This window comes from Rhodophyticola porphyridii (genome assembly GCF_003688285.1).
Classification (GTDB): Bacteria; Pseudomonadota; Alphaproteobacteria; order Rhodobacterales; family Rhodobacteraceae; genus Rhodophyticola; species Rhodophyticola porphyridii.
This window is the reverse complement of the sequence record NZ_RCNT01000002.1, coordinates 186,469-212,388: the sequence shown is the minus strand read 5'-3', so window position 1 is coordinate 212,388 and position 25,920 is coordinate 186,469. Positions and strand designations below refer to the sequence as shown.

Annotated in this window: 22 protein-coding genes and 1 tRNA gene; 16 read left to right on the top strand and 7 right to left on the bottom strand. The window is 64.3% G+C overall.

Annotated elements, in window-relative coordinates; all coding sequences use genetic code 11:
- Positions 1–183: 183 nt before the first annotated feature.
- On the bottom strand, positions 184–1,284 hold the full coding sequence (locus D9R08_RS05605; RefSeq protein ID WP_121897044.1) for an Mrp/NBP35 family ATP-binding protein: 1,101 nt from the start codon (positions 1,282–1,284) through the stop codon (positions 184–186).
- A gap of 67 nt (positions 1,285–1,351) precedes the next feature.
- Positions 1,352–2,539 carry an MFS transporter gene (locus D9R08_RS05600; RefSeq protein WP_158598934.1) on the bottom strand — a complete coding sequence of 396 codons (1,188 nt, stop codon included), beginning with the start codon at positions 2,537–2,539 and terminating at the stop codon, positions 1,352–1,354.
- Positions 2,540–2,747: 208 nt separating this feature from the next.
- Here D9R08_RS05600 and D9R08_RS05595 point away from each other — a divergent pair, with 208 nt between their 5' ends.
- Both D9R08_RS05595 and D9R08_RS05590 read left to right on the top strand, forming a co-directional pair.
- A complete protein-coding gene (locus D9R08_RS05595; protein WP_121897042.1) occupies positions 2,748–2,972 on the top strand; it encodes a DUF1127 domain-containing protein in 225 nt (74 codons plus the stop codon).
- A gap of 359 nt (positions 2,973–3,331) precedes the next feature.
- Positions 3,332–3,865, top strand: coding sequence for a dihydrofolate reductase family protein (locus D9R08_RS05590; protein ID WP_121897041.1), 534 nt, complete (start codon positions 3,332–3,334; stop codon positions 3,863–3,865).
- 171 nt (positions 3,866–4,036) lie between these two features.
- Here D9R08_RS05590 and D9R08_RS19080 read toward each other — a convergent pair whose 3' ends face one another.
- A complete protein-coding gene (locus D9R08_RS19080; RefSeq protein WP_158598933.1) occupies positions 4,037–4,177 on the bottom strand; it encodes a hypothetical protein in 141 nt (46 codons plus the stop codon).
- A gap of 98 nt (positions 4,178–4,275) precedes the next feature.
- Positions 4,276–4,728 (bottom strand): Lrp/AsnC family transcriptional regulator, encoded by a 453-nt coding sequence (locus D9R08_RS05585; RefSeq protein ID WP_121897040.1) that lies wholly within the window; start codon positions 4,726–4,728, stop codon positions 4,276–4,278.
- Between the two features lie 73 nt (positions 4,729–4,801).
- On the opposite strand from D9R08_RS05585, the gene D9R08_RS05580 reads away from it, so the two are divergent.
- Positions 4,802–5,401 (top strand): LysE family translocator, encoded by a 600-nt coding sequence (locus tag D9R08_RS05580; RefSeq protein WP_121897039.1) that lies wholly within the window; start codon positions 4,802–4,804, stop codon positions 5,399–5,401.
- Here the strand turns inward: D9R08_RS05580 and D9R08_RS05575 are convergent.
- On the bottom strand, positions 5,380–5,703 hold the full coding sequence (locus D9R08_RS05575) for a hypothetical protein (RefSeq protein WP_121897038.1): 324 nt from the start codon (positions 5,701–5,703) through the stop codon (positions 5,380–5,382). The two genes, D9R08_RS05580 and D9R08_RS05575, sit on opposite strands and share 22 nt — an antisense overlap.
- 65 nt (positions 5,704–5,768) lie before the next feature.
- A complete protein-coding gene (locus D9R08_RS05570; RefSeq protein WP_121897037.1) occupies positions 5,769–8,450 on the bottom strand; it encodes an ATP-dependent helicase in 2,682 nt (893 codons plus the stop codon).
- Positions 8,451–8,664: 214 nt separating this feature from the next.
- Here D9R08_RS05570 and D9R08_RS05565 point away from each other — a divergent pair, with 214 nt between their 5' ends.
- Positions 8,665–9,798: an alpha-hydroxy acid oxidase gene (locus tag D9R08_RS05565; RefSeq protein WP_121897036.1), complete on the top strand. Its 1,134-nt coding sequence runs from the start codon at positions 8,665–8,667 to the stop codon at positions 9,796–9,798.
- A gap of 112 nt (positions 9,799–9,910) precedes the next feature.
- On the top strand, positions 9,911–13,351 hold the full coding sequence (locus D9R08_RS05560) for a pyruvate carboxylase (protein WP_121897035.1): 3,441 nt from the start codon (positions 9,911–9,913) through the stop codon (positions 13,349–13,351).
- A 58-nt stretch (positions 13,352–13,409) separates the two neighbouring features.
- Here the strand turns inward: D9R08_RS05560 and D9R08_RS05555 are convergent, their stop codons facing one another.
- Entirely contained in the window at positions 13,410–13,646 is a 237-nt protein-coding gene (locus D9R08_RS05555; RefSeq protein ID WP_121897034.1) for an EF-hand domain-containing protein, read from the bottom strand.
- 305 nt (positions 13,647–13,951) lie between these two features.
- Here D9R08_RS05555 and D9R08_RS05550 point away from each other — a divergent pair.
- The 11 genes from D9R08_RS05550 (at position 13,952) to D9R08_RS05500 (ending at position 25,813) form a co-directional block, all read left to right on the top strand.
- Positions 13,952–14,026, top strand: a tRNA-Gly gene (locus tag D9R08_RS05550).
- Positions 14,027–14,339: 313 nt separating this feature from the next.
- Positions 14,340–15,044 carry a FadR/GntR family transcriptional regulator gene (locus D9R08_RS05545; RefSeq protein WP_121897033.1) on the top strand — a complete coding sequence of 235 codons (705 nt, stop codon included), beginning with the start codon at positions 14,340–14,342 and terminating at the stop codon, positions 15,042–15,044.
- Positions 15,044–16,060, top strand: a complete 1,017-nt coding sequence (locus tag D9R08_RS05540; protein WP_121897032.1) for an ABC transporter ATP-binding protein — start codon at positions 15,044–15,046, stop codon at positions 16,058–16,060. Before D9R08_RS05545 ends, D9R08_RS05540 begins: the two co-directional genes overlap by 1 nt.
- A complete protein-coding gene (locus D9R08_RS05535; RefSeq protein WP_121897031.1) occupies positions 16,057–17,148 on the top strand; it encodes an ABC transporter ATP-binding protein in 1,092 nt (363 codons plus the stop codon). Before D9R08_RS05540 ends, D9R08_RS05535 begins: the two co-directional genes overlap by 4 nt.
- Positions 17,149–17,186: 38 nt before the next feature.
- Complete coding sequence (locus D9R08_RS05530; RefSeq protein WP_121897277.1) at positions 17,187–18,698, top strand: ABC transporter substrate-binding protein; 1,512 nt, start codon at positions 17,187–17,189, stop codon at positions 18,696–18,698.
- Positions 18,699–18,781: 83 nt separating this feature from the next.
- Positions 18,782–19,726 (top strand): ABC transporter permease, encoded by a 945-nt coding sequence (locus D9R08_RS05525; protein ID WP_121897030.1) that lies wholly within the window; start codon positions 18,782–18,784, stop codon positions 19,724–19,726.
- Positions 19,723–20,604: an ABC transporter permease gene (locus tag D9R08_RS05520; protein ID WP_121897029.1), complete on the top strand. Its 882-nt coding sequence runs from the start codon at positions 19,723–19,725 to the stop codon at positions 20,602–20,604. The genes D9R08_RS05525 and D9R08_RS05520 overlap by 4 nt, the downstream gene beginning before the upstream one ends.
- A gap of 30 nt (positions 20,605–20,634) precedes the next feature.
- Positions 20,635–22,428 (top strand): gamma-glutamyltransferase family protein, encoded by a 1,794-nt coding sequence (locus tag D9R08_RS05515; protein WP_121897028.1) that lies wholly within the window; start codon positions 20,635–20,637, stop codon positions 22,426–22,428.
- Positions 22,429–22,453: 25 nt separating this feature from the next.
- On the top strand, positions 22,454–23,209 hold the full coding sequence (locus D9R08_RS05510) for a DUF1028 domain-containing protein (RefSeq protein ID WP_121897027.1): 756 nt from the start codon (positions 22,454–22,456) through the stop codon (positions 23,207–23,209).
- Positions 23,210–23,300: 91 nt separating this feature from the next.
- A complete protein-coding gene (locus tag D9R08_RS05505) occupies positions 23,301–24,839 on the top strand; it encodes an acyl--CoA ligase (RefSeq protein WP_121897276.1) in 1,539 nt (512 codons plus the stop codon).
- Entirely contained in the window at positions 24,836–25,813 is a 978-nt protein-coding gene (locus D9R08_RS05500) for a 2-dehydropantoate 2-reductase (protein WP_121897026.1), read from the top strand. The genes D9R08_RS05505 and D9R08_RS05500 overlap by 4 nt, the downstream gene beginning before the upstream one ends.
- Positions 25,814–25,920 lie beyond the last annotated feature (107 nt).

Here is a 25,920-nt window from a genome sequence, read left to right as displayed (position 1 = left end):
GCCGGAACTCGTCATGATCGGCCGCGAATCACCCTGCGTCACCCGCCATTCGCGGCGAAAACACCGCTTCGGTCGCGGGCAACCGCTCAGTCCGGTGCGGCCCCATAGCCGAGCCTCCCCGCCCGTCGCGGCCGATGTGGTGTAACCGGGACAGGCGCGCGGCGCGCGCGCCGCCCGTGCGGCTCAGGCCATGCCGCCCGCCACCAGCCGTGCGGCCAGCGCGGCATAGGCCTCCGCCATCGGGCTGTCTCCGGCGGCAATCGGCACGCCGCTATCGCCCGCAAGTCGCGTTTCCAGCGAAATCGGCAACGCGCCCAGAAACGGAAGGCCGACGGCTTTCGCCTCCGCCTCGACCCCGCCCTGTCCGAAAATATGCGTTTCATGCCCGCATTTCGGGCAATGAAAGGTCGACATGTTCTCGATCAGCCCCAGAACCGGGGTTTTCAACGTCTCGAACATGTTCAGCGCCTTGCGCGCGTCCAGCAACGCCACATCCTGCGGCGTCGATACCACGATCGCCCCGGTCAGCTTCGACCGCTGGCAAAGCGTCATCGCGACATCGCCCGTGCCCGGCGGCAGATCGACCAGCAGCACGTCCAGCTCGCCCCACTGCACCTGCCCCAGCATCTGCTGCAACGCCCCCATCAACATGGGGCCGCGCCAGACAACGGCTTGTTCCTCGGGCAGCATGAAACCGATCGACATGCAGGTGACGCCATGGCTGTGCAGCGGGATGATCGTCTTGCCATCCGGCGAGGCGGGGCGTTTGTTCACGCCCATCATCCGGGGCTGGGACGGCCCGTAGATATCCGCATCCAGAAGCCCCACCTTGCGGCCCTGCCGCGCCAGCGCCACGGCCAGATTGGACGAAACGGTGGATTTGCCGACCCCGCCCTTGCCGGATCCGATGGCGATGATCCGTGCGACACCCTTCGGGTTCATCGGCTCGGCCTGCGGTTTCGGATGGCCGCCGATCTTCAGGGTGGGCGGCGCGGAGCCCGGCGCACCCGCCGGCTGCGCCGGTGCCTTGGCAGCGGGGCCATGGGCGGTGAGCGCCACCGTGGCCGAGGCAACGCCGGGCAGCTTCTTCACAAGCTGTTCGGCGGCCAGTCGCACGGGCTCCATCTTGCGCGCCTGATCGGGGCTTTCTGTTTCGATGATGAAACTGACCCTGTCGCCCTGAACCTGCACCGCGCGCACCAGATCGCGACTGATCAGATCGCCGCCATCGGGCAGGGTCAGTCCGGAAAGGGCATCGAGAACGGTTTGCTTGGTCAGGGTCATCTCAGGGCTCCGTGCAGTATCGCCTGAGCGATTTGGTCAGGCTTTGCCCCATCACATAGGGCAGAACTCACCGGCGCGCACCCCATGTGATCAGGATCAAATGACACAGCCCTCCGGCGAGACCGGCAATCACCAGCGCCGCGCCGATCCCGACCCAATCGGCCAGCGCGCCGATGGCAAACGCCCCCAGGGCGACGGTGCCGAAGCCCGCTACGGTCCACAAGCTCATCACGCGGCCCCGCAATGCGTCTGGCAGATCGGTCTGGATCGCGGCCTGCAAGCTGACCCCGCACCATGTGGAGCAAAACCCCGCCAGACCGACCGCCAGCAGGGCAACCGACCAGACCGGTGCCACCCCCATGCCGACAACGGCCAGTTGCCCGCCCATTACCGCCGCATAGACCGCAAGCGGAATGCGCGCGCCCACGGCCCCGACCCCCACCGCCTTGACCAGTGCGGCCACCACGGCGCCTCCGCCCGCCGCAGCGGTCAAAAGGCCGAGACCTTCGGCGCCCCTCTCGAACGCGCCATCGGCCAGGACCGGCAATACCTCCAGCGCCCCGCGGGCGCTCGTTGCGAAAATCATCGTCAGCAGAAAGGCAAGCCGGATCAGCGGTGTGTCGCGGGCATAGCGAAACCCGTCGGCAAGCTCGCCGAAGAACGGACGCGTCTGGCGCGGCGGCAGATCCCGCGGGCGGAGCTGGCTCAACACCGCAAGCATCGGCAGATAGAAGGCGACAGCGACCCAAAGAGCCACCGGCGCGCCGAACTGCGCGATGATCAGGCCCGCGCCCGCCGGCGCCACAAGGCGGGCCATGTTAAAGTTGAGCGCCGTGGCCGAAACCACATGCTGCACCAGCTCCGTCGGGACCAGACGCGGGCCGAGCGACATCCTGACGGGGTGGTGCGCCGAACTGACGATGCCGATGGCCAGCGCCGCCAGCGCCAGCCCCGGCGCCCCGATCCAGGGCAGCGACAGCGCCAGAACCGTTATGCAGATCACCTGTCCCGAATTTGTCACGATGGAGGCGCGTCGGATATCCACCCGATCGGTGAGCACGCCGAAGAAGGGACCGGTAAGCAGGGTGGGCAGCAGGCTGAGCCCCGCGACGAGACCCACGAATCCCGCCGATCCAGTCCGTTCCCAGGCGAGCCAGGAAATTGTCACCCGCTGGATCCAGATCGCCTGCACGGCGAAAAACACGCCGATGAAGAACAGCCGGAACTGACGGTTGGAAAAAGCGGCGACTTTCATGGCGCTTGCCCAAAAACGCAGCAAAACAAGGATGATGGGTATGCATTTTCTGCATAGCAGCATTGCCCCTGCTGGGGATTGTGCACACGCAGCATGTGGCTATCTTTCTGTGGCAAGAGGCAGAATGCCCCCGCAAACAGATCGCCATCCAAAGCGCTTCGGAAATGGGTCCGGGCACCGTTGGCGGCATTTAATTGAGGTACGACCAATGGCCTATGTATCGGGCTCTCATTCATCCGCTCTCTCTTTCGGCGACCGTCTGGCGGAGATCAAGACCCAGCTTGTCGAGGCTTACACCGCCCACAAGCTGTATCGCCGCACGATGACCGAGCTGGAACGCTGCTCGGATCGCGAATTGAACGATCTGGGGCTGTCACGCTCGATGATCAAATCCGTGGCCCTTGAGGCCGCCTATGGCAAAGCCAAGCGCTGAGCCACCCGAAATTCGCGCGGCCCGCTCCTCCCTTAGGGCCCGCGATGCGACGCGGCAGCATCCTCCTCCTCCCTTTGGATGAGGCCGCAAAGCGGACCTGACCTCTCCTCCTCCCTTTGAGGTTGGGTCCATTCACGGCGGCTCCGTCCTCCTCCCTTGGGGTCGCCGTTAAGTTCCGGGCCATCTGGCCCATATATCGGCCCCCTCTCCTCCTCCCTTTGAGGGGCGCTGAGATCTGGCGGTGGCACCTTCTCCTCCCGTTTTGGTGTCACCGCCTTTTTTCTTCCCGCTACAGATCGCCCTGTCCTGATCCGCCCTTTGATCTTATTTGTACGATGTACGAATGAGCGGAGCGTTTCATGATCGAAGGCCATGTCTTCATCGCAACGTCACAAGACGGCTTCATCGCCCGCAAGGATGGCAGTCTCGACTGGCTGACCGGGGTGTCCGTTACCGGGGAGGATCACGGCTATAATGCCTTCATCGACAGCGTGGACGGGATCGTCATGGGGCGGGGCACATTCGACGTGGTGACCGCGTTCGATCCCTGGCCCTATTCCAGACCGGTGATCGTGATGAGCCGGACCCTGCGGCAGGAAGACCTTTCGGACGACCTGAAAAACCGGGTGGAAATCACCGATGAAACGCCGCAATCGGTCATGGCCCGGCTCGCCCGCCGCGGCTGGACAAGAGCCTATATAGATGGCGGGCAGGTGATCCAGTCGTTTCTGGCGGCAGGGCTGATCGCCGAAATGTCTCTGTTCCGGATGCCTGTGCTGATCGGCGAGGGCCGCCCGCTTTTCGGGTCGCTGGAGAAGGATCTGCGGCTGGATCTGGTCGAGGTGACATCGTTTCCCTCCGGCATCGTGAAGACCCGCTACAAACTCCGCTGAAATACCCGGGCCCGGTGATCCGAAAGCGGAGAACCCGCGCCTTGGGATAAAGCGCATTCGGGCCGCCGTCCTGACCCTTCTGCGAAAGGCGGAGCCCGGCGCCCTGACCTTCCGGTCGCTGGCACCGTCTCTCCGTGCCACCCCGATAGCCGTCGCCCGTGATATCCCGAACTAACGCTGCATGCGCTGGCTTATCCGGCGCCGATCGCGGGCCATCTGGCCGAGACAAACGAAAGGATCGACAGGGACCTGGCGGCAGCGCATATCGACGATCCGCCGCTTGTGCGCGACGCGCTGATCGATTTCACCCATCGCCTCACGTTCCCAGCGGCGACACGCGGAAGAACAGCCAGCGCTGAATTCGCGACGCGCCTGCGCTGCGTTCTGTCCCGCAGGTTGCCTGACCAGGTTCAGGCCCGGTCGTCCTTGGGCGAGCCCATCACCACATAGGTGGTGATCGTCGCCACCTGCGGCAGCGCGCCCAGAAGATCCGTATGGAGCCGCTTGTAGCTGGGCAAATCCGCCGCCTCGACTCGCAGCAGATACTCCACCGAACCCGTGATGTTATGGCACTCCCGCACTTCGTCGGTGCGCGAAATCGCCGCCTCGAAAGCTTCCTGCGCGCGCTTGGTATGTTCCGACAAGCCGACGGCGATATAGGCCGTGAACCCCACCCCCATCTGCCCCGGATCAAGCACCGCGCGATAGCCCTTGATAACCCCTGACTGCTCCAGCGCCGCCACCCGCCGCAAGCAGGCCGACGGCGACAGCGCCACACGTTCCGCCAGATCGAGATTACTGATCCGGCCCTCCCGGGACAGAACGCGCAATATCTGGCGGTCTTTTTGATCAATCTTCGTCATTTATTGTGAATGTAGTCCGACTTTAACCAATCTTGCAATTTCATTGTGCAGCTTACGCCATAACGTTGCGCTCATGACATCTGACCTGATCTTTGCTCTCGCGCTTTTCGCCTTCGTCAGCTCCATCACACCGGGGCCGAACAACCTGATGCTGATGGCATCCGGAGCCAATTTCGGCATTCGGCGCACCATTCCGCACATGCTGGGCGTGGCGCTCGGCTTCGTGATCATGGCGCTGGCAATCGGTGTCGGGCTGATCCGGGTCTTTGACGCATACCCGGTGATCTACGACATCCTGAAAGTGATCAGCATCGTCTATCTGCTTTATCTGGCATGGAAAATCGGAACCGCCGTGCCGATCCTGCCCAACGCGCAGGCGACGGGCACGCCGCTGACCTTCCTGCAGGCGGCCGGGTTTCAATGGGTGAATCCCAAGGCTCTCAGCATGGCGCTGACCGCGATCACGGTTTACACACCGCCGGGCCGCGACCTGGGCGATCTCCTGATCATGGCCACGGTTTTCGGGCTGGTAAATCTGCCCTCGGTCGGCTCCTGGGCATGGCTCGGCCTGCAAATGCGCCGGTTCCTCACCAATCCCGCCCGGCTCAGAGCGTTCAACATCACCGCCGCGGGTCTTCTGGTGGCCTCGCTTTATCCGATCCTCATGGCCTGAGGCGGCTCGGCTCTCAGCACCTCCCCCATCGACGGACCGGAAACGGACCGCCGGGTCATGCGCGCCAAATCGACGATCTCGCACTCCGGGTTGCAGGCCCGCGCCACCGCAAGAATGGCGTGGCTTTGACCGCCCAGATGCCCGAGGCGCAGGCAGAGCCGGTCGTAACAGCTGCCGATCAGCATCAGACGAGCCTGCGCCGCGCTGATCGCCACATGGCAGGTATTGTCTGCTCCCGCGGCGTAGCGTGCGACCCAGGCCCGCGCGCGGGTGACATCCGGTTCCAGAACAAGTGTCTTCATGGCAGCCTCCCGTCTTGGCCGAACCGGCCTTGTCCGAAATCCTGCCCCTGGTCGCTCTTTTTATTTCAGAACGGTACGTCGCCGGCGCTGTCGGCGGCGGTCAGAAACCGGCCCACCACATGCTTGATACCGGCCTTGTCGAAAGCGACTTCGACCTTGTCTCCTTCTACCGCATTCACGCGACCATAGCCGAATTTTTGATGGAACACCCGATCACCCAGCAAAAACGCGCTGATCGCTTCGGTATCTATGGTCATGTTGCGGGCCTCACGGGGCTGGCTCATCCCGCGCTGGCCCTGATTGGCCTGCAAGCGGCGCCATCCCGGGGAGTTGTAGACATTCGCCTCCGCCGCTTTCTGGTGCAGGTCCGAGCCGCGCATCATGCCGGCCACGGGCGAGGCGCTGGCCGACATCGCACCGCCATGGCCGTAAAGGCCCGGCGGGGTCAGCACTTCCACATGCTCTTCGGGCAATTCGTCGATGAAACGGCTCGGCATCTGGCTCTGCCATTGCCCGTAGACGCGGCGGTTGCCGGCAAATGAGATGGTGCAGACCTCCTCGGCCCGCGTGATGCCGACATAGGCCAGACGGCGTTCCTCTTCGAGGCCCTTGAGACCGCTTTCGTCCATGGAGCGTTGAGAGGGAAACAGCCCATCCTCCCAGCCCGGCAGAAAGACGGCCGGAAACTCCAGCCCCTTGGCGGCATGAAGCGTCATCAGCGTCACTTTCGGCTCCTGATCGTCACTCTCGTTGTCCATGATCAGGCTGACATGCTCCAGAAACCCTTGCAGGTTCTCGAAGCTTTCCAGCGCCTTGACCAGTTCCTTGAGGTTCTCCAGCCGCCCCGGCGCCTCGACATCCTTGTATGTGGGAGGATCGCCACGCTCAATTTCCTCTTCAGTACGAGGCTGGAAATACGATTCAATATACCCTGATTCCTCGAGGATCATTTCCGCCAATTCTACGTGGCTGCAGTCGTGATCTCGCGTTAATTCGTGCCATCGAAATATTTGGTCGACAAGCTCTGGGACTTTCGTGCGCGCCTTGCCGCCCATGGTGGCAATCTTCCCATCATGCACCAAAGATCTTACGGACGCCGTGAGGCTGACAGATTTTTCATTAGCGCGATCGTAGATCTTTTGCATCGCAGCGGGGCCAACTCCTCTGCGAGGAACATTGATAACTCGCTCCATGGCAAGATCATCGGTCGGACTAACAGCAAGACGGAAATAGGCCATGGCATCGCGGATCTCCATTCGCTCGTAAAAGCGTGGGCCGCCAATCACGCGGTAGGGCAGGCCGATGGTGAGGAACCGGTCTTCGAAGGCGCGCATCTGGTGGCTGGCACGGACGAGGATGGCGATTTCGTTGAGTGAGTATTTCCTTTCCGCATAGTCCTCCATGGCACCAAGCATATTTGATGCCCTCGGATCGTCCTTCAGAAGCTCGCGCAACAAATTGTATGTTTTGAAATCGCTGAAGGCTTTACCGCTTTCAAACGCATCCTTGATGAATTGTTGTTTTCCGATGGGCCCCAAACCGTGTTTGGCACGGAAATCAAGCATTTCTTGAAAGCTCTTGAACCGCGTATTGAAACGTTTGCGGGCTTCCTCCGCGCGCCCGCTCTGCAAGTCTTCGATCTTTTCACCAACCCAACGAGCTTCTTCTTCACCGTCCCAGTGTCCGATCAGGCGGACTTTGTGCACAGCCCTTTCGTCTGCTTCCGCAACCGTGGACGTCCCCGTCTTGGTCTCAAGTTCCTTTCCCAACCGTTCCTTGTTGCCTTGGATAAGGTGATTTGCTGCATCGAGAATGTGTTCGGTCGAGCGATAATTCTGTTCCAGCCGCACCACCTTGGCGCCCGGAAAATCCTTTTCGAACCGCAGGATATTGCCCACCTCGGCCCCGCGCCAGCCATAGATCGACTGGTCGTCATCGCCGACACAGCAGATGTTCCGGTGGCTCTGCGCCAGCAGCCGCAGCCAGAGATACTGCGCGACATTGGTATCCTGATACTCGTCCACGAGAATGTAGCGGAACCAGCGCTGATACTGGGCCAGAACGTCCGCGTTCTCCTGAAAGATCGTCACCACATGCAACAGCAGATCACCGAAATCGACCGCGTTCAGGGCTTTCAGCCGGGCCTGATAGGCAGCGTAAAGCTCGACCCCGCGCTTGTTGAAGGCCCCGGCTTCGCCCGCGGGCACCTTTTCAGGTGTCCAGGCGCGGTTTTTCCAGTTGTCGATGACACCGGCCAGCACCCGGGCGGGCCAGCGTTTTTCGTCGATATTCTCCGCCAGGATCAGCTGTTTCATCAACCGCACCTGATCGTCGGTGTCGAGGATCGTAAAATTCGACTTCAACCCGGCCAGTTCCGCATGCCGCCGCAGCAGCTTCACGCAGATCGCGTGGAACGTACCGAGCCATGGCATCCCCTCGGCGGGCTGGCCCAGAAGCGCGCCGACGCGGGTCTTCATCTCGCGCGCGGCCTTGTTGGTGAAGGTGACGGCGAGGATCTCGTTCGGGCGGGCGGTACCCGTGGCCAGAAGATGCGCGATCCGGGCAGTCAGCGCGCGGGTCTTGCCCGTGCCCGCCCCCGCCAGCATCAGGACAGGGCCCTCCACCGCCTCCACCGCCGCGCGCTGCGCGGGGTTCAGGCCCTCCATATAGGCCGCGGCGCGGGGTGCCATCGCCCGCGCGGAAAGGGATGCGGCCTGAAACGCCTCTGACTCGTCGAAACTGCTCATGGGTGAAGCATATATCGCGGGTGCGCAGGTGGAAAGGCATGTTCTTTGATTGTTCCCGCGCAGCCATGCCCGCCCCCGGAGCCTCCCGCAGGGATGTTTTGCAAGCGGAAAGACAGGGAAAGCGCGCGTTCACCCCGATGACAGCGCCAGGGGAAAGAGGGAGGCGGTTGATTTCGCTGGACAAGCCCCGCGCGGCGAGGGCTGATTGCGCGTCATGACCCATGACCAGAGATTTCCGGCCATCGCCGATCTGAAGGCCCGTGCCAGACGGCGGATCCCGCAATTCGTGTGGGAGTACCTGGACAGCGCGACCGGAGCCGAGACGGTAACTGCGCGCAATCGCGCGGCGCTGGATCGGGTTCTGTTCCGCACCTCCATCCTGCACGGAGAAATGGTTCCGGATCTCTCAACCACGTTTCTGGGCAAGGACTATCCGGTGCCCTTCGGGATCGCGCCGCTTGGCATGTCGGGCCTGATCTGGCCGGGGGCGGAGCGGATCCTCGCGGCCCATGGGGCGGCGGCGGGGGTGCCCTATTGCCTGTCGACCGTCGCCACGCAGACCCCGGATGATCTGGCCGGTGTGATCGGCGATCAGGGCTGGTTTCAGATGTATCCGCCCCGCGACCCCGCCATTCGCGCCGACATGCTGGATCGCGCCCGGCGGGCCGGATTTCACACGCTCGTCCTGACCGTGGATGTGCCCGCGGCCTCGCGCCGGGAGCGGCAGACACGCGGTGGGCTCGTGCAGCCGCCCCGGCTGACGCCGCGCCTTGCGATGCAGGTGGCGCGGCGCCCGGCATGGGCGCTTGGCATGCGCAACTCGGGCATGCCAAGGATGCGACTGATGGATGGCTACGCACCGAAGACCGACGGCACCCTGCCTTCGACGGCGCATGTGGGCTATCTGCTGCGCACCTCGCCCGATTGGGCCTATCTGGCGGAGCTGCGGGCCGCATGGGACGGGCCGCTGATCGTGAAGGGTGTTCTGAATGCAGGTGACGCCGCGCGTCTCGGGGCGGAGGGGGTCGATGCCATCTGGGTCTCGAACCATGCCGGACGCCAGTTTGACGGCGCAATCGCAAGCCTCGACGCGCTACCTGCCATTCGCGCGGCGACCGATCTGCCGCTTCTTTTCGACAGCGGCATCGCGGGCGGGCTGGACATTCTGCGCGCGCTCGCCCTTGGGGCCGATTTCGTGATGATGGGGCGGGCATGGCACTATGCGCTTGGCGCGCTCGGGGCCTACGGTCCTGCGCATCTGCAGCATATTCTGGCGCAGGACATGTCCGCGAACATGGCGCAGATCGGTGCCGCACGTCTTGCCGATCTGCCCGACCGCGTACTTTAGCGGCTTCCCTTTCCCTAGGTCACCCCTATTATGCCGCTCTGCAGCATGAGGGCTTGACCCGACAGAAGCAGACCGGGAAAACGGCTCCGTCACGGCGCAAAAGGGACATTGGATGACCGAATTCAGCAAAATCCTCATCGCAAATCGCGGCGAGATCGCCATCCGCGTGATGCGCGCGGCCAACGAGTTGGGCAAACGCACGGTCGCGGTCTATGCCGAGGAGGACAAGCTGAGCCTGCACCGGTTCAAGGCCGACGAGGCCTACAAGATCGGCGAGGGACTGGGCCCGGTCGCGGCCTATCTGAGCATCGAGGAGATCATTCGGGTGGCCCGGATGGCGGGCGCGGATGCGATCCATCCCGGCTATGGGCTCCTGTCGGAAAACCCCGATTTCGTGGATGCGTGCACCGATGCGGGTATCGCCTTCATCGGCCCGAAGGCCGAAACGATGCGGGCGCTTGGGGACAAGGCCAGCGCACGCCGCGTGGCTATCGAGGCCGGTGTGCCCGTGATCCCGGCGACGGAGGTTCTGGGCGATGACATGGACACCATCGCCAGAGAGGCCGAAGAGATCGGCTATCCGCTGATGCTGAAGGCGTCATGGGGCGGTGGCGGGCGCGGCATGCGCCCCATCGCCGGGCCGGAGGAGCTGGAGGAAAAGGTGCGCGAGGGCCGGCGCGAGGCCGAGGCGGCGTTCGGTAACGGTGAGGGCTATCTGGAGAAGATGATCCTGCGCGCGCGCCACGTGGAGGTGCAGATCCTGGGCGACAGCCATGGCGCGATCTACCACCTTTACGAGCGTGATTGCTCGGTCCAGCGGCGCAACCAGAAGGTCGTGGAGCGCGCGCCCGCCCCCTATCTGAGCGAGACGCAGCGCGAGGAGATCTGCGCGCTTGGCAAACGCATCTGCGAACATGTGAACTACGAATGCGCGGGCACGGTCGAATTCCTGATGGATATGGAGACCGGCAAATTCTACTTCATCGAGGTGAACCCGCGGGTGCAGGTGGAGCACACGGTGACTGAGGAGGTCACCGGCATCGATATCGTCCGCGCCCAGATCCTGATCGCCGAGGGCAAAAGCCTCGTGGAGGCGACCGGCACGGCCTCCCAATACGATGTGAAGCTGGACGGCCACGCGATCCAGTGCCGGATCACGACCGAGGATCCGACCAACAACTTCATCCCCGATTACGGGCGCATCACCGCCTATCGCGGGGCGACCGGCATGGGCATACGGCTTGACGGCGGCACCGCTTATTCCGGTGCCGTCATCACCCGCTATTACGACTCGCTTCTGGAAAAGGTGACCGCATGGGCCCCCACGCCCGAGGCCGCCATCGCCCGGATGGACCGAGCGCTGAGGGAGTTCCGCATTCGCGGCGTCAGCACCAATATCGCCTTCGTCGAGAACCTGCTGAAGCATCCGACCTTCCTGAACTACCAGTATCACACCAAGTTCATCGACGAGACACCGGAACTGTTCGACTTCAAGCCGCGTCGGGACAGGGCGACCAAGATCCTGACCTATATCGCCGATATCACCGTGAACGGGCACCCCGAGACCGAAGGCCGGCCCCTGCCCCGCTCGGATATCAAGCAACCCAAGGCGCCGCCGCAAAGAGCCGAGATCGTGCCCGGCACCCGCAATCTTCTCGATGAAAAGGGCCCGCAGGCCGTGGCCGACTGGATGGCCGCGCAGACGCATCTGCTGATCACCGACACCACCATGCGGGACGGCCACCAGTCCCTGTTGGCGACCAGGATGCGCTCCATCGACATGATCCGTGCGGCACCTGCCTATGCGGCCAATCTACCCGGGCTGTTCAGCGTCGAATGCTGGGGCGGAGCGACCTTCGATGTGGCCTACCGGTTCCTGCAGGAATGCCCCTGGCAGCGGCTTCGGGACATCCGCCGCAACATGCCCAACATCATGACGCAGATGCTTCTCCGCGCGTCCAATGGCGTGGGCTACACGAATTACCCCGACAACGTCGTGGAAAGCTTCGTCGCGCAGGCCGCGAAGTCCGGCGTGGACGTCTTCCGCGTCTTCGACAGCCTGAACTGGGTCGAGAATATGCGCGTGGCGATGGATGCGGTGATCGCGGCAGAGAAGGTGTGCGAAGGCACGATCTGCTACACCGGCGACATCCTGAATCCCGATCGCGCGAAGTACGACCTGAAATACTATGTGTCCATGGGCAAGGATCTGAAGGCCGCGGGCGCCCATGTTCTGGGCCTGAAGGACATGGCGGGTTTACTGAAGCCCGCCTCCGCCTCGATCCTCATCCGGGCACTGAAGGACGAGGTGGGCCTGCCGATCCATTTCCACACCCATGACACGGCGGGCATTGCCTGCGCCACGATCCTTGCCGCCTCCGAGGCGGGGGTGGACGCGGTGGATTGCGCGATGGATGCGCTGTCGGGGAACACCTCGCAGGCGACGCTCGGCACCATCGTGGAGGCACTGAAACATACCGATCGCGATACCGGAATCGACATCGGGGCGGTCCGCGAGATCAGCGATTACTGGGAAAGCGTGCGGGGCCATTACGCCGCCTTCGAAAGCGGCATGCAGGCGCCGGCGTCCGAGGTCTATCTCCATGAAATGCCCGGCGGCCAGTTCACCAATCTCAAGGCACAGGCGCGCAGCCTCGGGCTGGAGGAGCGCTGGCACGAAGTGGCGCAGATGTATGCGGATGTGAACCGGATGTTCGGCGATATCGTGAAGGTCACACCCTCCTCCAAGGTGGTGGGCGACATGGCCCTGATGATGGTGAGCCAGGGCCTGACCCGCGCCGACGTTGAGGACCCCGCCAAGGACGTGGCCTTTCCCGACAGCGTGATCGACATGATGCGCGGCAATCTGGGCCAGCCGCCCGGTGGGTTCCCGCCGGGCATCGTGAAAAAGGTGCTGAAGGATGAAAAGCCGGTGCTGGAACGCCCGGGCAGGCATCTCAAACCCGTTGATCTGGAGGCGGAACGGCAGAAGCTTGCCGCGCAACTGGGCGTCGAGATCGATGACGAGGATCTGAACGGATATCTGATGTATCCCAAGGTCTTCACCGATTACATGACGCGCCACGCGGAATATGGGCCGGTCCGCACGATCCCCACCCGCACCTTCTTTTACGGAATGGAACCCGGCGAGGAGATCGAGGCGGAGATAGATCCCGGCGTGACGCTGGTGATCCGCATGCAGGCGGTCGGCGAAACGAACGAGGAAGGCGAGGCCAAGGTCTTCTTCGAGCTGAATGGCCAGCCCCGCACCGTCCGTGTTCCCAACCGCCGCGCGGCGGCCACCACGGCCAAGCGCCCCAAGGCGGAGATAGGCAACCCCTGCCATATCGGGGCGCCGATGCCGGGCGTCGTCGCCTCAGTAGCGGCGACCGCGGGCAAAAAGGTCAAAGAAGGCGATCTGCTGCTGACCATCGAGGCGATGAAGATGGAAACCGGCATCCATGCCGATCGCGACGCGGTGATCAAGGCGGTGCATGTGGCCCCTGGCGGACAGATCGACGCCAAGGATCTGCTTGTGGAATTCGAGGCCTGATCTCCGACCTGGAACCGGCCGCCGCACCACTGGATGCGGCGACCGGTCTTGCGTGTGGTTAGGCGTCGAAGGTGCCGGCCTCTTCTGCGGCGGTCAGTTCATCTTCCGACAAGAAGCCGTCGCCATCCGTATCGGCGGCGGCGAACATCTCTTCGGTGACGTCTTCCATCGCGGCTTGCACCTCTTCGAGACTATAGAGACCATCTCCGTCTGTATCGCTGACCATCGTTTCGGCGAACGCCGGTGCGGCGGTCAGGGCTGCGATCAGGGCAACGGTGGAAACAACGGTTTTCATTTGCTTTCGCTCCTTGGAACGGGGCCTCTTCTGGCCCGAAGTCAGAGGCACCATGCCTCATGCGGCGCATATGGGTTGGGCCGGCATGGTAAAAAGGGGACCAATCCATTTTTGATTGTCGGCCCGGCTCTATGAGCGGAACGGCGCCGAGCGGGCGCAGGCGGCTCCTTTGCGCCGGTTCGGGGCCCGCCATCCCCCAAGGATACCCGGCGCTCGCGGTGCCCGTTTGGATTAATGGCGAGCCGTTCACGCAATTTTGGTCTTGCACCGCCTTTGCGAAGTTTATAACACGCCTCTCACAGAGAGCGGGCGTAGCTCAGGGGTAGAGCATAACCTTGCCAAGGTTAGGGTCGTGAGTTCGAATCTCATCGCCCGCTCCAGTTTGATAAGACTGCATCGAATGCTCAAAAGGTGTCCTTCGGGACGCCTTTTTGCTGTTCGGGTGCCGGTTTCGCAAGCAGTTGTGAAATCGCGCCTGCCCCTGCCCCGCATGATATGGATCGCCCGTTTCACGGCCCTAGTATCGGGGCGTCCGGGCCGTACGTCCCCGCCTGCCAGCCGCGGGCCTAGCACCGACATTCGGAATGCCGGATCAGGGCTGTTGCAGGAATCGCTTGACCCTGTTTACGGACTGAACCATTCTGACATTGGTTCGACGCCAATTTCCCTTTGGTTCACATGCAGGTCACCTGAATGCCCGACACCGCGCACAGAATTGACAATGCATCGCTTGCACGCGCCGAAATCCGGGAGATGATCCGAAAAGGCGAGATCGCCGAGGACGGCAAGCTTCCCACGGAACGCGACCTTTGCGCCCGCTTCGATGTCAGCCGCCGGGCGGTGCGCCGGGCGCTTGATGCGCTTGAGGCCGAGGGGCTGATCTGGCGCCGACAGGGCAAGGGCACTTTCGCCGGCGAACCGCCCGACCCGAACGGGCGGCTGGTGGCCGCCATCGCGCCGGACACCGACCCGATGAGCGTGATGGAGGCGCGTCTTGCCATCGAACCCGAACTTGCAGCGCTCTGCGCGCGGCGCGCGACCTCCGAGGATGTGGCGCGGATGCACGATCTGGCGGACCGCACCGGGCGCTCGGCGGATGCGGATGCGGCCGAACTCTGGGATGGATCGCTGCACCGCCTGATCGCGCGCATCGCGGGCAACCCGATCTTGCATACCGCCTTCGCGCTGATCAACGAGGTGCGGGCCGATCCGCGCTGGCGGCAGGAACGCGACACCGCGCGGTCCAAGGACCTGATGGCGGAGTATGACGCGCATCACCACCAGATCATCACCGCGATCAACGCCCGCGACGAAGAGGGCGCCCGCGCGGCGATGCGCGCGCATCTGACCGCGCTGAAGGAAAACCTGGAACTCTCCCGCGAAAGGGGCCCGGAGTGATGCCGTCACCCGCCGATGCTTTGCCGATCCTCGATGTCGACGGCCTGTCGGTACGGTTGGGCAAGATGGATCAGAACATCGTCGACAACGTGTCCTTCACGCTGGCTCCCGGGCAGACGCTCTGTGTCGTGGGCGAAAGCGGCTGCGGGAAAAGCCTGACGGCGCTGGCGCTGATGGGGCTGCTGCAGTCCCCGCCGCTGTCGATTTCAGGCGGCACCGCCCGGCTTGGCGGGGAGGATCTTCTGTCGATGCAGCCCGCGGACTTCCGCGAGATCCGCGGCGGCCGCATGGCGATGATCTTTCAGGAACCGATGACCTCGCTCAATCCCGGACTCAGGATCGGGGAGCAGATCGCTGAATCCGTGCGACGGCACAAGGGAGTTTCCCGTGCCGCGGCAAGGAACCGCGCGTTGGAGATGCTGCGCCGGGTGCGCATCCCCGCGCCCGAAAAACGGCTGGACGAATACCCCCATCAGCTTTCGGGCGGAATGCGGCAGCGCGCGATGATCGCCATGGCGCTTGCGAACGACCCCGAACTCCTCATCGCCGATGAGCCGACCACTGCGCTGGACGTCACGATACAGGCCCAGATCCTCGATCTGATGCGCGTTCTGCAATCCGAAACCGGTGCCGCGATGATCATGATCACCCACGATCTGGGGGTGGTGGCGGAAATGGCCGACAAGGTGGCGGTGATGTATGGCGGGCACATCGTTGAGGCCGGCAGCGTGGAACGCATCTTCACCGACCCCCAGCACCCCTACACGATCGGCCTGATGAGTTCGATGCCCTCGCTCGGGCGGCGGCAGGACCGGCTGGTGACGGTGCCGGGCGTGGTGCCGCAGCCCGGCGCGATGCCCAAAGGATGCCGTTTCGCAACCCGCTGTCCGTTTCGCACGGAGGCGTGCGAGACCGTTCCGGTGCTGCGCCCCTGCGGCGAGGGGCATGAGGTCGCCTGCATCCATGCGCCGCTTGAAAACCTCGCCGCGCGCGATCTGAGGGAGACCGGGACATGACCGCCATTCTCGCCGCCCGCGACCTGCGCAAGGACTTCGTCACCGCAAGGCCGATTTTCGGCACGCCGACGGTGGTTCGGGCGGTCGACGGTGTGTCGCTCGATATCGGGCAGGGAGAAACCTTCGCCATCGTTGGCGAAAGCGGGTGCGGCAAGTCCACATTGGCACGGCTGCTGCTTCGCCTGATCGAGCCGACCTCGGGCGAGGTCTGGTATGATGGGGAGGATCTGGCCCATATCGACAAGAACCGGATGCGCGCGTTGCGGCGCGATCTGCAGTTCATCTTTCAGGATCCCTTCTCCTCGCTGAACCCGCAAATGACGGTCGGCGCGCTGATCGAGGAACCGTTGCGCGTTCATGGCACCGGGCCTGCCCGCGTACGGCGCGAACGGGTGGCCGAACTGTTGACGCGGGTCGGCCTGCGGCCCGCCCATGCAGATCGCTATCCGCATGAATTCTCCGGCGGGCAGCGCCAGCGGATCGGGATTGCCCGAGCGCTGGCCACCGGCCCCACCGTGCTGATCGGGGACGAGCCGGTCAGCGCACTGGACGTGTCGATCCAGGCCCAGGTGGTGAACCTGCTGGAAGACCTGAAGGACGAATTCGGCCTGACACTCGTGGTGATCGCCCATGACCTCGCCGTTATCCGGCATATGGCCGACAGGGTCGCTGTGATGTATCTGGGAGAGATCGTGGAATGCGCCCCCGCGGACGCGCTTTATTCATCCCCGCGCCATCCCTATTCCGAAACGCTTCTGGCCGCGATCCCGGTGGCGAGCCATGGTGCGCGGCGCGCCCACACGCCGGTGGAGGGCGATCCCCCAAATCCGATCTCCCCGCCGTCGGGCTGCCGGTTCCACCCGCGCTGTCTCTATGCGACCGAGCTGTGCCGCAGCGCGCGGCCCGAACTGCGCACCCTGCCCGGCGGGCGACAGGTGGCGTGTCATCACGCCGAGACGCTTACGCTTGAAGGGCTCACGAATGCAGAGGCGGCGCGCAGCCCCGCGGCGACCGAACGCTTTGCCTTATACGCCCGCGCGATGGCAGGCAGCGCCACCGCGCCGACAGACAAGAATAACGACCCGTAACCGGGCGCACCCAATCCCACCAGATGGAGGACCAAAAAATGGTAACATCGAAACTCACGGCCTTTGCGCTCGCCTTCGGGCTTGCGGCAACGGCGCTTCATGCACAGGATTTGCGGATCGGCCTTCAGGAAGACCCCGATGTGCTCGACCCTGACCAGTCCCGCACATTCGTGGGCCGGATCGTCTATGCCTCGCTTTGCGACAAGCTGGTCGACATCACGCCCGATCTGGAGATCATCCCGCAACTGGCGACGGGCTGGGAATGGTCCGATGACGGACTGCAACTCACCATGACGCTGCGCGAAGGCGCTGTGTTCCATGACGGTACGCCCTTCAATGCCGAGGCGGTGGCGGCGAATATCGACCGCAGCCAGAACCTGCCGGAAAGCCGCCGGAAATCCGAGCTGAGCTCGATCACCGGCGTCGAGGTGGTGGACGACATGACCATCCGTTTCACCCTTGGCGCGCCTGACGCCACGCTTCTGGCACAGTTCGCCGACCGCGCCGGCATGATGCTGTCGCCGACCGCGTTCGAGGCGGCAGGCACCGATCTGGGGCTGAACCCGGTCTGCTCGGGCCCGTTCAGCTTTGGCGAGCGGATCCAGCAGGACCGTATCGTCCTGAACCGTTTTGCCGATTACTGGAACGCCGATGCGATCAATGTCGACAGCGTCACCTTCCTGCCGATCCCCGACACAACCGTGCGCCTTGCAAACCTGCGGGCGGGTGATCTGGATATGCTGGAACGCCTCGCGGCAACCGATGTGGCGTCCGTCAACAACGACGAAAACCTGCAACTGGAACAAGCGGTTTCGCTTGGATATCAGGGCATTACGATCAATGTGAACAATGGCGCCGGCGCGGATAACCCGCTTGGGCAGGATGCCCGGATCCGTCAGGCATTGTCGCTTGCGATTGATCGTAGTGTCATCAACCAGGTCGTGTTCGAAGGTGCTTTCGCGCCGGGCAACCAACCGTTCCCGCCGACCTCGCCATGGTACAATGATGCCTATCCCGTACCCGAACGCGATGTGGAGGCCGCCCGTGCACTTCTGGCCGAAGCCGGGTTTGCCGATGGCATCGACATCACCGTCCAGGTCACAAACAATCCGGTGCAATTGCAGATGATGCAGGTCGTTCAGGCCATGGCGTCCGAAGCCGGCATCAATCTGGAGCTGCAGGCCAAGGAATTTGCCACGCTGCTCGCCGATCAGTCTGCCGGCGACTATACCGCCAGCCAGATCGGCTGGTCGGGCCGGGTCGACCCCGATGGCAACATCCATCAGTTCATGACCACCGATGGCGGCATCAACGACTCGGGCTACTCCAACCCGGAGGTGGACCGGCTTCTCAACGAGGCGCGCACATCGACCGACACGGCCGTCCGTCAGGCAAGCTACAATGCGGCGCGGGATATCCTGATCCAGGATCTGCCGATCATCTATCTCTACCACCCGACATGGATCTGGGCATTGAGCAACTCGGTCGAGGGGTTCACCCCCTATCCCGACGGGATGATCCGGCTTGAAGGCGTCACCCTGTCCGAATGACGGGCTGACCGGAAAAACAGGGGTTGTGCGGGGTCCGTCCCGCGCATCCCACCCCTTGCCGCTTGTTCACGCAGGAGAGCCCCATGCTGGCCTTCATCGGACGCCGTATCCTGATTGCGATCCCGACGATCATCCTGATCTCGATCTTCGTCTTCACATTGCAGCACCTGCTGCCGGGCGACCCGATCCTGGTGCTGGCCGGGGAGGAGCGTGACCCCGAAGTGCTGGAGTTCCTGCGCGAGAAGTACCGCCTGAACGACCCGATCCCGATCCAGTATCTGGCCTGGGTCGGCAATGCGCTGCAGGGCGATCTCGGGATCTCGTTCAGAACCAACCAGCCGGTTCTCGAACTGATCGGTGAAAAGCTTCCCGTCACTCTGCAACTTGCGGTCATGGCGCTGGTCTTCGCACTGGTGATCGGCGTGCCCGCGGGCGTTCTGTCGGCTTACAAGAAGGGCACATGGATCGACTGGGTCGCCAATGTGGTGGCTCTCTCGGGGCTGTCGGTGCCGAATTTCTGGCTTGGGATCATGATGATCCTTCTGGTCTCGGTGAAGCTTGGGTGGCTGCCAGCTTCGGGCTACCAGCCGTTCAGCGAAGACCCGCTTCAATCCATACGAACCATGCTCATGCCGGCCTTCGTGCTGGGCACCGCACTCGCCGCCACCCTGATGCGCCACACGAGATCGGCAATGCTGAGCGTGTTGCAGTCGGACTATATCCGCACCGCGCGCGCCAAGGGCCTGGCCGAGCGCGTGGTGCTGGTGAAACACGCGCTCAGGAATGCGCTGGTGCCCATCGTCACGGTCACTACGCTGATCTTCGGGGAACTTCTGGCCGGCGCCGTCCTGACGGAGCAGATCTTCACCATACCCGGCTTTGGCAAGCTGGTGGTCGATGCCGTGTTCAACCGCGATTATGCGGTCGTGCAGGGGATCGTGCTGTGCACCGGTGTCGCCTTCATCTTCATGAACATTCTGGCAGACGTGGCCTACCGCGTCCTGAACCCGCGCATGAGGGACAAATGACCGCCGCCACCGAACCCGCAAAAACCTCACCCGCAACGCTGCCAAGAAAGCAGAGCCGTTTCCTGCGCAAGATGCGGGCCAGCCCGGCGGCGCTTCTGGGCGGGGCGATCGTGGTGTTCTTCGTCGCCGTGGCCCTTCTGGCCCCGATCCTGCCGATCGTCGATCCGGTCGCGACGGACTGGATGGCGGTCCGCCAGGCGCCCTCCGCCGCCCATCCGTTCGGCACCGACGAGATCGGCCGCGACGTACTGTCCCGCATGGTCTGGGGCGCGCGGGCTTCGCTGCTGGCCGGTGTGATCTCCGTCGCGATCGCGGTCTGTCTCGGCGTGCCGCTCGGGGTGATGGCGGGCTACTTCGGCGGCTGGACGGATGCCGTCATCAGCCGCGTGACCGAGGCGCTTCTGGCCGCACCGTTTCTGATCCTCGCCATCGCCCTGGCGGCGTTTCTGGGCCCCTCCCTGACAAACGCGATGATCGCCATCGGGCTTTCCGCGATGCCGATCTTCATACGTCTGGCACGGGGCCAGACCATGATGGTGATGACCGAAGACTACGTTGAAAGCGCGCGGGCCGTCGGGTTGAAGCCTTTCGCGCTGGTGGCCCGCTACATCGTGCCCAACATCTTCCCGCCGATCCTCGTGCAGGCCACGCTGACCATCGCCACCGCGATCATCGCCGAGGCATCGCTGTCGTTTCTCGGCCTGGGGCAGCAGCCTCCCGCACCGTCCTGGGGCTCGATGCTGAATGTGGCGAAGAACTTCCTAGAACAGGCGCCGTGGATGGCGCTTTACCCCGGCGCGGGTATCTTTCTGGTCGTTCTGGGCTTCAATCTCTTTGGCGACGGGCTTCGGGATGCGCTAGACCCGCGCGATCACTAGACCAACGACAATAACAATCGGACGCTCAAGATGACTTTCACGACCCGACCCGAAATCACCGGCACCTTTGGCGTGGCGACCTCGACCCACTGGATCGCGTCGGCGGTGGGCATGAAACTGCTTGAAGAGGGCGGGAATGCCTTCGATGCCGCCGCCGCGATGGGCTTCGTGCTGAATGTGGTGGAGCCGCATCTGAACGGCCCGCTCGGGGATATGCCGCTGATGATCCGTCTGGCCGGGGCGGAACAACCGCAGGTGATCTGCGGTCAGGGCACTGCGCCCTCAGGCGCCACCATCGCGCATTACAAGAGCGAGGGACTGACGCTCATCCCGGGCTCCGGTCTGCTTGCCACCGTCGTGCCCGGCGCCTTCGGCGCATGGATGCTGATGCTGCGCGACCACGGGCGCCTGCCGCTCCGGGCGGTGCTGGAACCCGCCATCCACTATGCGCGCGCGGGCCATCCGGTGCTGCCGCGCGTCGCACATACCATCGCGGGGCTGGCGGCGTTCTTCGAAGAGGAATGGCCAAGCTCCCATGCCACATGGCTGCCCGGCGGGGCCGCGCCGGAGCCGGGGGCGCTGTTCGCCAATCCCGATCTGGCGGATACCTGGGACCGGCTCCTGACCGAAGCCGAAGCGGTGAAGGGCCGCGAGGCTCAGATCGATGCCGCACGACGCGCTTTCTACGAAGGCTTCATCGCAGAGGCAATCGACGACTACCTGTCGGAGGCTTGCGTGATGGATGCCGCAGGCGGGCGGCGCAAGGGCGTACTGAACGGGCAGGACATGGCCGGATGGTCGGCCAGCTACGAAGATCCGCTCGGCATTGAGTATCATGGCTGGACGGTCTGGAAACCGGGCGCGTGGACCCAGGGACCGACGCTTCTGCAATCGCTGCAGACACTCTCTGGTATGGATATCGCGGCGATGGACCTGAACGGGGCCGACTTCGTCCATGCGGTGACCGAGGCGATGAAACTCAGCTTTGCCGATCGTGAGGCCTATTACGGCGACCCGATGCATACCGATCTGCCCATCGAAACGCTCCTGTCGGCAGACTACGCCGCCACCCGCCGCGCCCAGATCGGGGCCACGGCCTCCCTTGAGCAACGCCCGGGCAGGATCGCGGGGTTCGAGGCCTGGGCCGATGCGGCGGTTGCGCGCGCGGGCATGGATCCGGCCCAGACCCCCGGCGTCGGCGCCGGGGAACCGACCATGGCCCACCTGACCGAGCGGCGCGGGGATACCGTGCATATCGACGTCATCGACCAATGGGGCAACATGGTTTCGGCCACGCCATCGGGCGGCTGGCTGCAATCCTCGCCCGTGGTGCCGGGGCTGGGCATGCCGCTCAACAGCCGGGCCCAGATGTTCTGGCTGGACGAGGGCCTGCCGACATCGCTTGCACCGGGCCGTCGCCCGCGCACGACGCTTTCTCCCTCGATGGCGGCCCGGACGGACGGATCGCTCGACCTCGCCTTCGGCACGCCCGGCGGCGACCAGCAGGATCAGTGGCAGCTGATCTATTTCCTGCGCCTGGTCCATGGCGGGCTGAACCTTCAGGAAGGCATCGACGCCCCCCTGTTCCATACCGGGCATTTCCAGTCGTCCTTCTACCCCCGCGCCACGCGGCCCGGCCATCTGATGCTGGAGCCCGCCTTCGGTGAGGCCGTGATCGACGCCCTTGGCCGGAAAGGCCACGATATCGAGCTGGCCGAACCCTGGACTGTCGGTCGCCTGACCGCCGCCTCGCGAAGCAAGGAGGGGCTGCTGAAGGCTGCGGCCACGCCGCGCCTGATGCAGGCCTATGCCGCCGGCCGCTAGACAGACACGCAGAAAGTAGACGCCCATGACCTACTCCATTGTCGCCCGCGATGCGAAAACCGGCGAGTACGGCGTGGCCGTGGCCAGCCGTTTCTTCGCCACCGGCGCGCTTGTCCCGCATCTGCGCGGCGGCAAATGCGCCGTCGCCACGCAGGCGTTCGTCAGCCCGATCTGGGGGATCGAAGCCGCGGACCGGCTGGCCGCGGGCGAGAGGTCGGAGGATGTGGTGGCGGATCTGGTGGCCCGTGACGCTGGCCAGGCAAGCCGCCAGATCCACATGATCGACGCGCGGGGCCATTTAGCCGCCCATACGGGCGCGGACTGCGTGGACTGGTGCGGCCATACCGCAGGTCAGGAGGTTTCGGTGGCAGGCAACATGCTGGCCGGACCCTCGGTGATCAGCGAGACGCTCGCGGCCTATGACGCCCACCGGCATCTGCCGCTGGCGGAACGGCTCATGGCCGCGATGGAGGCTGGTGCCGGCGCTGGCGGGGACAAGCGGGGCACCCAGTCGGCGGCGCTGGTCATCCACCGGTCCGAGGACTACCCGTGGCTGTCCCTGCGGGCGGACGATCATCCTGATCCGCTGGCCGAACTGCGGCGGCTTTACGATGTGGCCCATGAACGGTTCGTCTACGTCGCCGATGCGATGCCGACCCGCGTTAACTTCTCCGGCACCACAGATCGCCGCGGGATCGACGCCGCGATCAGGGCGGCGGACGAAACGCGCAAGGCCGAGGGGCGGGCCAGCCGCTCCTTCGCGACAGAACTGGATACCTGAGGGACGTGGCCGGCACCCGCCGCGGCGCGCCATGGTTGCAGGCTGGCGCCAAACAGCCGAACCTGCACTGGCAAGAACCGGAGATAACAAGATGACCAATACGATCGCCGCCCTGTTCGCGTCGCAGGATGCAGACGCGCCCGCCTTTGGCGCACCGGGACGCACATGGCTCAGCTATGGCGGGCTTCGCGATCTGTCGGCCACCGTCACCGATACGCTGCATGCCGCCGGGATCGGACGGGGCGACAGGGTCGCCATCGTCCTGCCCAACGGCCCCGAAATGGCCGCGGCCTTCGTGACCATCGCGCAGGCCGCCGTGACCGCCCCGCTGAACCCGGCCTATCGCGAAGAGGAGTTTGCCTTCTATCTTGAAGATCTCAGGGCGCGCGCGGTGGTCCTGAAGGCGGGAGACAGCGGCCCGGCCTTCGAAGCCGCGCGAAAGATGGGCCTGACGATCCTCTGGCTGGAGGCCGGGGATGACGGCGCCGCGGGCCTGTTCACGCTCCGTGCGGACGGATCGGCGGGCCAGACCGACGGCACCCTGCCCGGTGGCGGCGACGTGGCGCTGATCCTGCACACCTCGGGCACGACCTCGCGGCCCAAGATCGTGCCGCTGCTGCACTCGAATGTCGCGGCCTCGGCCCTGCATATCAAGGCCTCGCTCAACCTGACATCCGCGGATCGCTGCCTGAACGTTATGCCGCTTTTTCACATTCACGGGCTGATCGCCGCGGTTTCGGCCTCGCTCGCGGCGGGCGGATCGATCTGGTGCGCGCCCGGCTTCGACGCGATCCGGTTCTTCGGCTGGATGCGCGAGGCGCGTCCAAGCTGGTACACGGCTGTGCCGACGATGCATCAGGCGATCCTGGCGCGCGCGCCGCGCAATGCCGACACCATCGCCGACATGCCCCTGCGGTTCCTGCGCTCCTCCTCCGCCTCCCTGCCGGGACCGGTGATGGAGGCCCTGTCTGAGACCTTCTCGGCCCCGGTAATCGAAGGCTACGGCATGACCGAAGCCGCTCATCAGATGGCCTCCAACCCGCTACCGCCCGGCGTCCAGAAGCCCGGATCGGTCGGTTTGGAGGCGGGGCCGCTGATCCGCATCGCTGACGAGACCGAAAACAGGCTTTCCGACGGTGTGGGCGAGGTGGTGATTTCTGGTCCCAACGTCACGCCCGGCTACGAGGGGAACCCGGAGGCCAACGCCAAGAATTTCTTCGAGGCCGAGGGGCGGCGCTGGTTCCGCACCGGGGATCAGGGAACCTTCGATGCCGACGGATACCTGACCCTGACCGGACGATTGAAGGAAATCATCAACCGAGGTGGCGAAAAGGTCAGCCCGCTGGAGGTGGATGGCGTGCTCAGCGCGCATCCGGCGGTTGCGCAGGTCGTGACCTTTGCCCTGCCGCATCCGAAACTGGGCGAAGACGTCGCGGCGGCCGTGGTGCTGAAAGAAGGGGCCGAGGCGACCGAAGCGGATATCCGCGCCTTCGCGGCCGAGCGGGTGGCGGGCTTCAAGGTGCCGCGCAAGGTCCTGATCCTCGACGAAATCCCGAAAGGCGCGACCGGCAAGCTGCAACGGATCGGGCTGGCCGAAAAACTCGGCCTCGCGGATGGAGCGACCCCATGAAGATCTGCATTTTCGGCGCGGGCGCCATTGGCGGCTATATGGGGGCGAAACTGGCGGAGGCCGGCGCCGATGTCAGCCTTGTGGCGCGGGGGCCGCATCTGGCCGCAATGCAGGCCAACGGACTGACACTGATCGAGGACGGGCAGAGCACGACCCTGCCCATCACCGCCTCCGACGATCCCGAAGAACTCGGGCCGCAGGATTACGTGATCATCACGCTCAAGGCCCATTCGGTGCCGCCCGTCGTCAGCCGGATGCAGCCGCTGATCGGGCCGGAGACCACGGTCGTCTCGGGCGTGAACGGCGTTCCATGGTGGTATTTTCACAAGATCGGCGGCCCTTTGGAGGGCACGCGCCTGCGCTCGGTCGATCCGGGCGACGCGCAATGGGAGGGCTTCGGCCCCGACCGGGTTCTGGGCTGTGTGGTCTATCCCGCCGCCGAGGTGGCCGAACCCGGTGTGATCAGGCATGTGGAGGGTAACAGGTTTTCCCTGGGCGAGCCTGACGGATCGAAATCGGAGCGTGCCCTGGCGCTGTCCAAGGCGCTTGCGGCGGCGGGGCTCAAGGCGCCTGTGCGCCCGCGCCTGCGCGACGAGATCTGGGTCAAGCTGTGGGGTAACCTGTCCTTCAACCCGATTTCGGCGCTGACCCATGCGACGCTGGAGGTGCTTTGCACCGATCCCGGCACCCGCGCAGTTGCAAGGGCGATGATGCTGGAGGCCCAGACGATCGCAGAAAAGCTGGGTGTGAAATTTCCCATCGATGTCGAGCGCCGGATTGACGGCGGCGCGGCGGTGGGCGCGCACAGAACCTCCATGTTGCAGGATCTCGACGCGGGCCGCCCGATGGAGATCGACGCATTGGTCGGTTCGGTACAGGAGCTCGGGCGCGTAACCAGCACCGAGACGCCAACGATCGACACGGTTCTGGCCCTGATCCGGCTGCGCGCGAAATCCGCCGGGTTGCCCGCCTGACGGGTCACAACCGGCAAAACCCGTCGCGGCCAAACGCTATCGTTGACTGGCGCAGGCCAGAGAACCTGCCCTAAAACCGCCTCGCACATTCAGGCGAAACGCCGGGA

Bases quoted from the DNA above. Each gene is read 5' to 3' on its own strand.
- D9R08_RS05570 (WP_121897037.1), bottom strand. From the start codon at position 8,450: ATGAGCAGTTTCGACGAGTCAGAGGCGTTTCAGGCCGCATCCCTTTCC.
- D9R08_RS05525 (WP_121897030.1), top strand. From the start codon at position 18,782: ATGCTGGCCTTCATCGGACGCCGTATCCTGATTGCGATCCCGACGATC.
- D9R08_RS05545 (WP_121897033.1), top strand. From the start codon at position 14,340: ATGCCCGACACCGCGCACAGAATTGACAATGCATCGCTTGCACGCGCC.
- D9R08_RS05605 (WP_121897044.1), bottom strand. From the start codon at position 1,284: ATGACCCTGACCAAGCAAACCGTTCTCGATGCCCTTTCCGGACTGACC.
- D9R08_RS05520 (WP_121897029.1), top strand. From the start codon at position 19,723: ATGACCGCCGCCACCGAACCCGCAAAAACCTCACCCGCAACGCTGCCA.
- D9R08_RS05560 (WP_121897035.1), top strand. From the start codon at position 9,911: ATGACCGAATTCAGCAAAATCCTCATCGCAAATCGCGGCGAGATCGCC.
- D9R08_RS05540 (WP_121897032.1), top strand. From the start codon at position 15,044: ATGCCGTCACCCGCCGATGCTTTGCCGATCCTCGATGTCGACGGCCTG.
- D9R08_RS05585 (WP_121897040.1), bottom strand. From the start codon at position 4,728: ATGACGAAGATTGATCAAAAAGACCGCCAGATATTGCGCGTTCTGTCC.
- D9R08_RS05555 (WP_121897034.1), bottom strand. From the start codon at position 13,646: ATGAAAACCGTTGTTTCCACCGTTGCCCTGATCGCAGCCCTGACCGCC.
- D9R08_RS05505 (WP_121897276.1), top strand. From the start codon at position 23,301: ATGACCAATACGATCGCCGCCCTGTTCGCGTCGCAGGATGCAGACGCG.
- D9R08_RS05515 (WP_121897028.1), top strand. From the start codon at position 20,635: ATGACTTTCACGACCCGACCCGAAATCACCGGCACCTTTGGCGTGGCG.
- D9R08_RS05565 (WP_121897036.1), top strand. From the start codon at position 8,665: ATGACCCATGACCAGAGATTTCCGGCCATCGCCGATCTGAAGGCCCGT.
- D9R08_RS05510 (WP_121897027.1), top strand. From the start codon at position 22,454: ATGACCTACTCCATTGTCGCCCGCGATGCGAAAACCGGCGAGTACGGC.
- D9R08_RS05595 (WP_121897042.1), top strand. From the start codon at position 2,748: ATGGCCTATGTATCGGGCTCTCATTCATCCGCTCTCTCTTTCGGCGAC.
- D9R08_RS05500 (WP_121897026.1), top strand. From the start codon at position 24,836: ATGAAGATCTGCATTTTCGGCGCGGGCGCCATTGGCGGCTATATGGGG.
- D9R08_RS19080 (WP_158598933.1), bottom strand. From the start codon at position 4,177: ATGGGTGAAATCGATCAGCGCGTCGCGCACAAGCGGCGGATCGTCGAT.
- D9R08_RS05535 (WP_121897031.1), top strand. From the start codon at position 16,057: ATGACCGCCATTCTCGCCGCCCGCGACCTGCGCAAGGACTTCGTCACC.
- D9R08_RS05575 (WP_121897038.1), bottom strand. From the start codon at position 5,703: ATGAAGACACTTGTTCTGGAACCGGATGTCACCCGCGCGCGGGCCTGG.
- D9R08_RS05530 (WP_121897277.1), top strand. From the start codon at position 17,187: ATGGTAACATCGAAACTCACGGCCTTTGCGCTCGCCTTCGGGCTTGCG.
- D9R08_RS05580 (WP_121897039.1), top strand. From the start codon at position 4,802: ATGACATCTGACCTGATCTTTGCTCTCGCGCTTTTCGCCTTCGTCAGC.
- D9R08_RS05590 (WP_121897041.1), top strand. From the start codon at position 3,332: ATGATCGAAGGCCATGTCTTCATCGCAACGTCACAAGACGGCTTCATC.
- D9R08_RS05600 (WP_158598934.1), bottom strand. From the start codon at position 2,539: ATGAAAGTCGCCGCTTTTTCCAACCGTCAGTTCCGGCTGTTCTTCATC.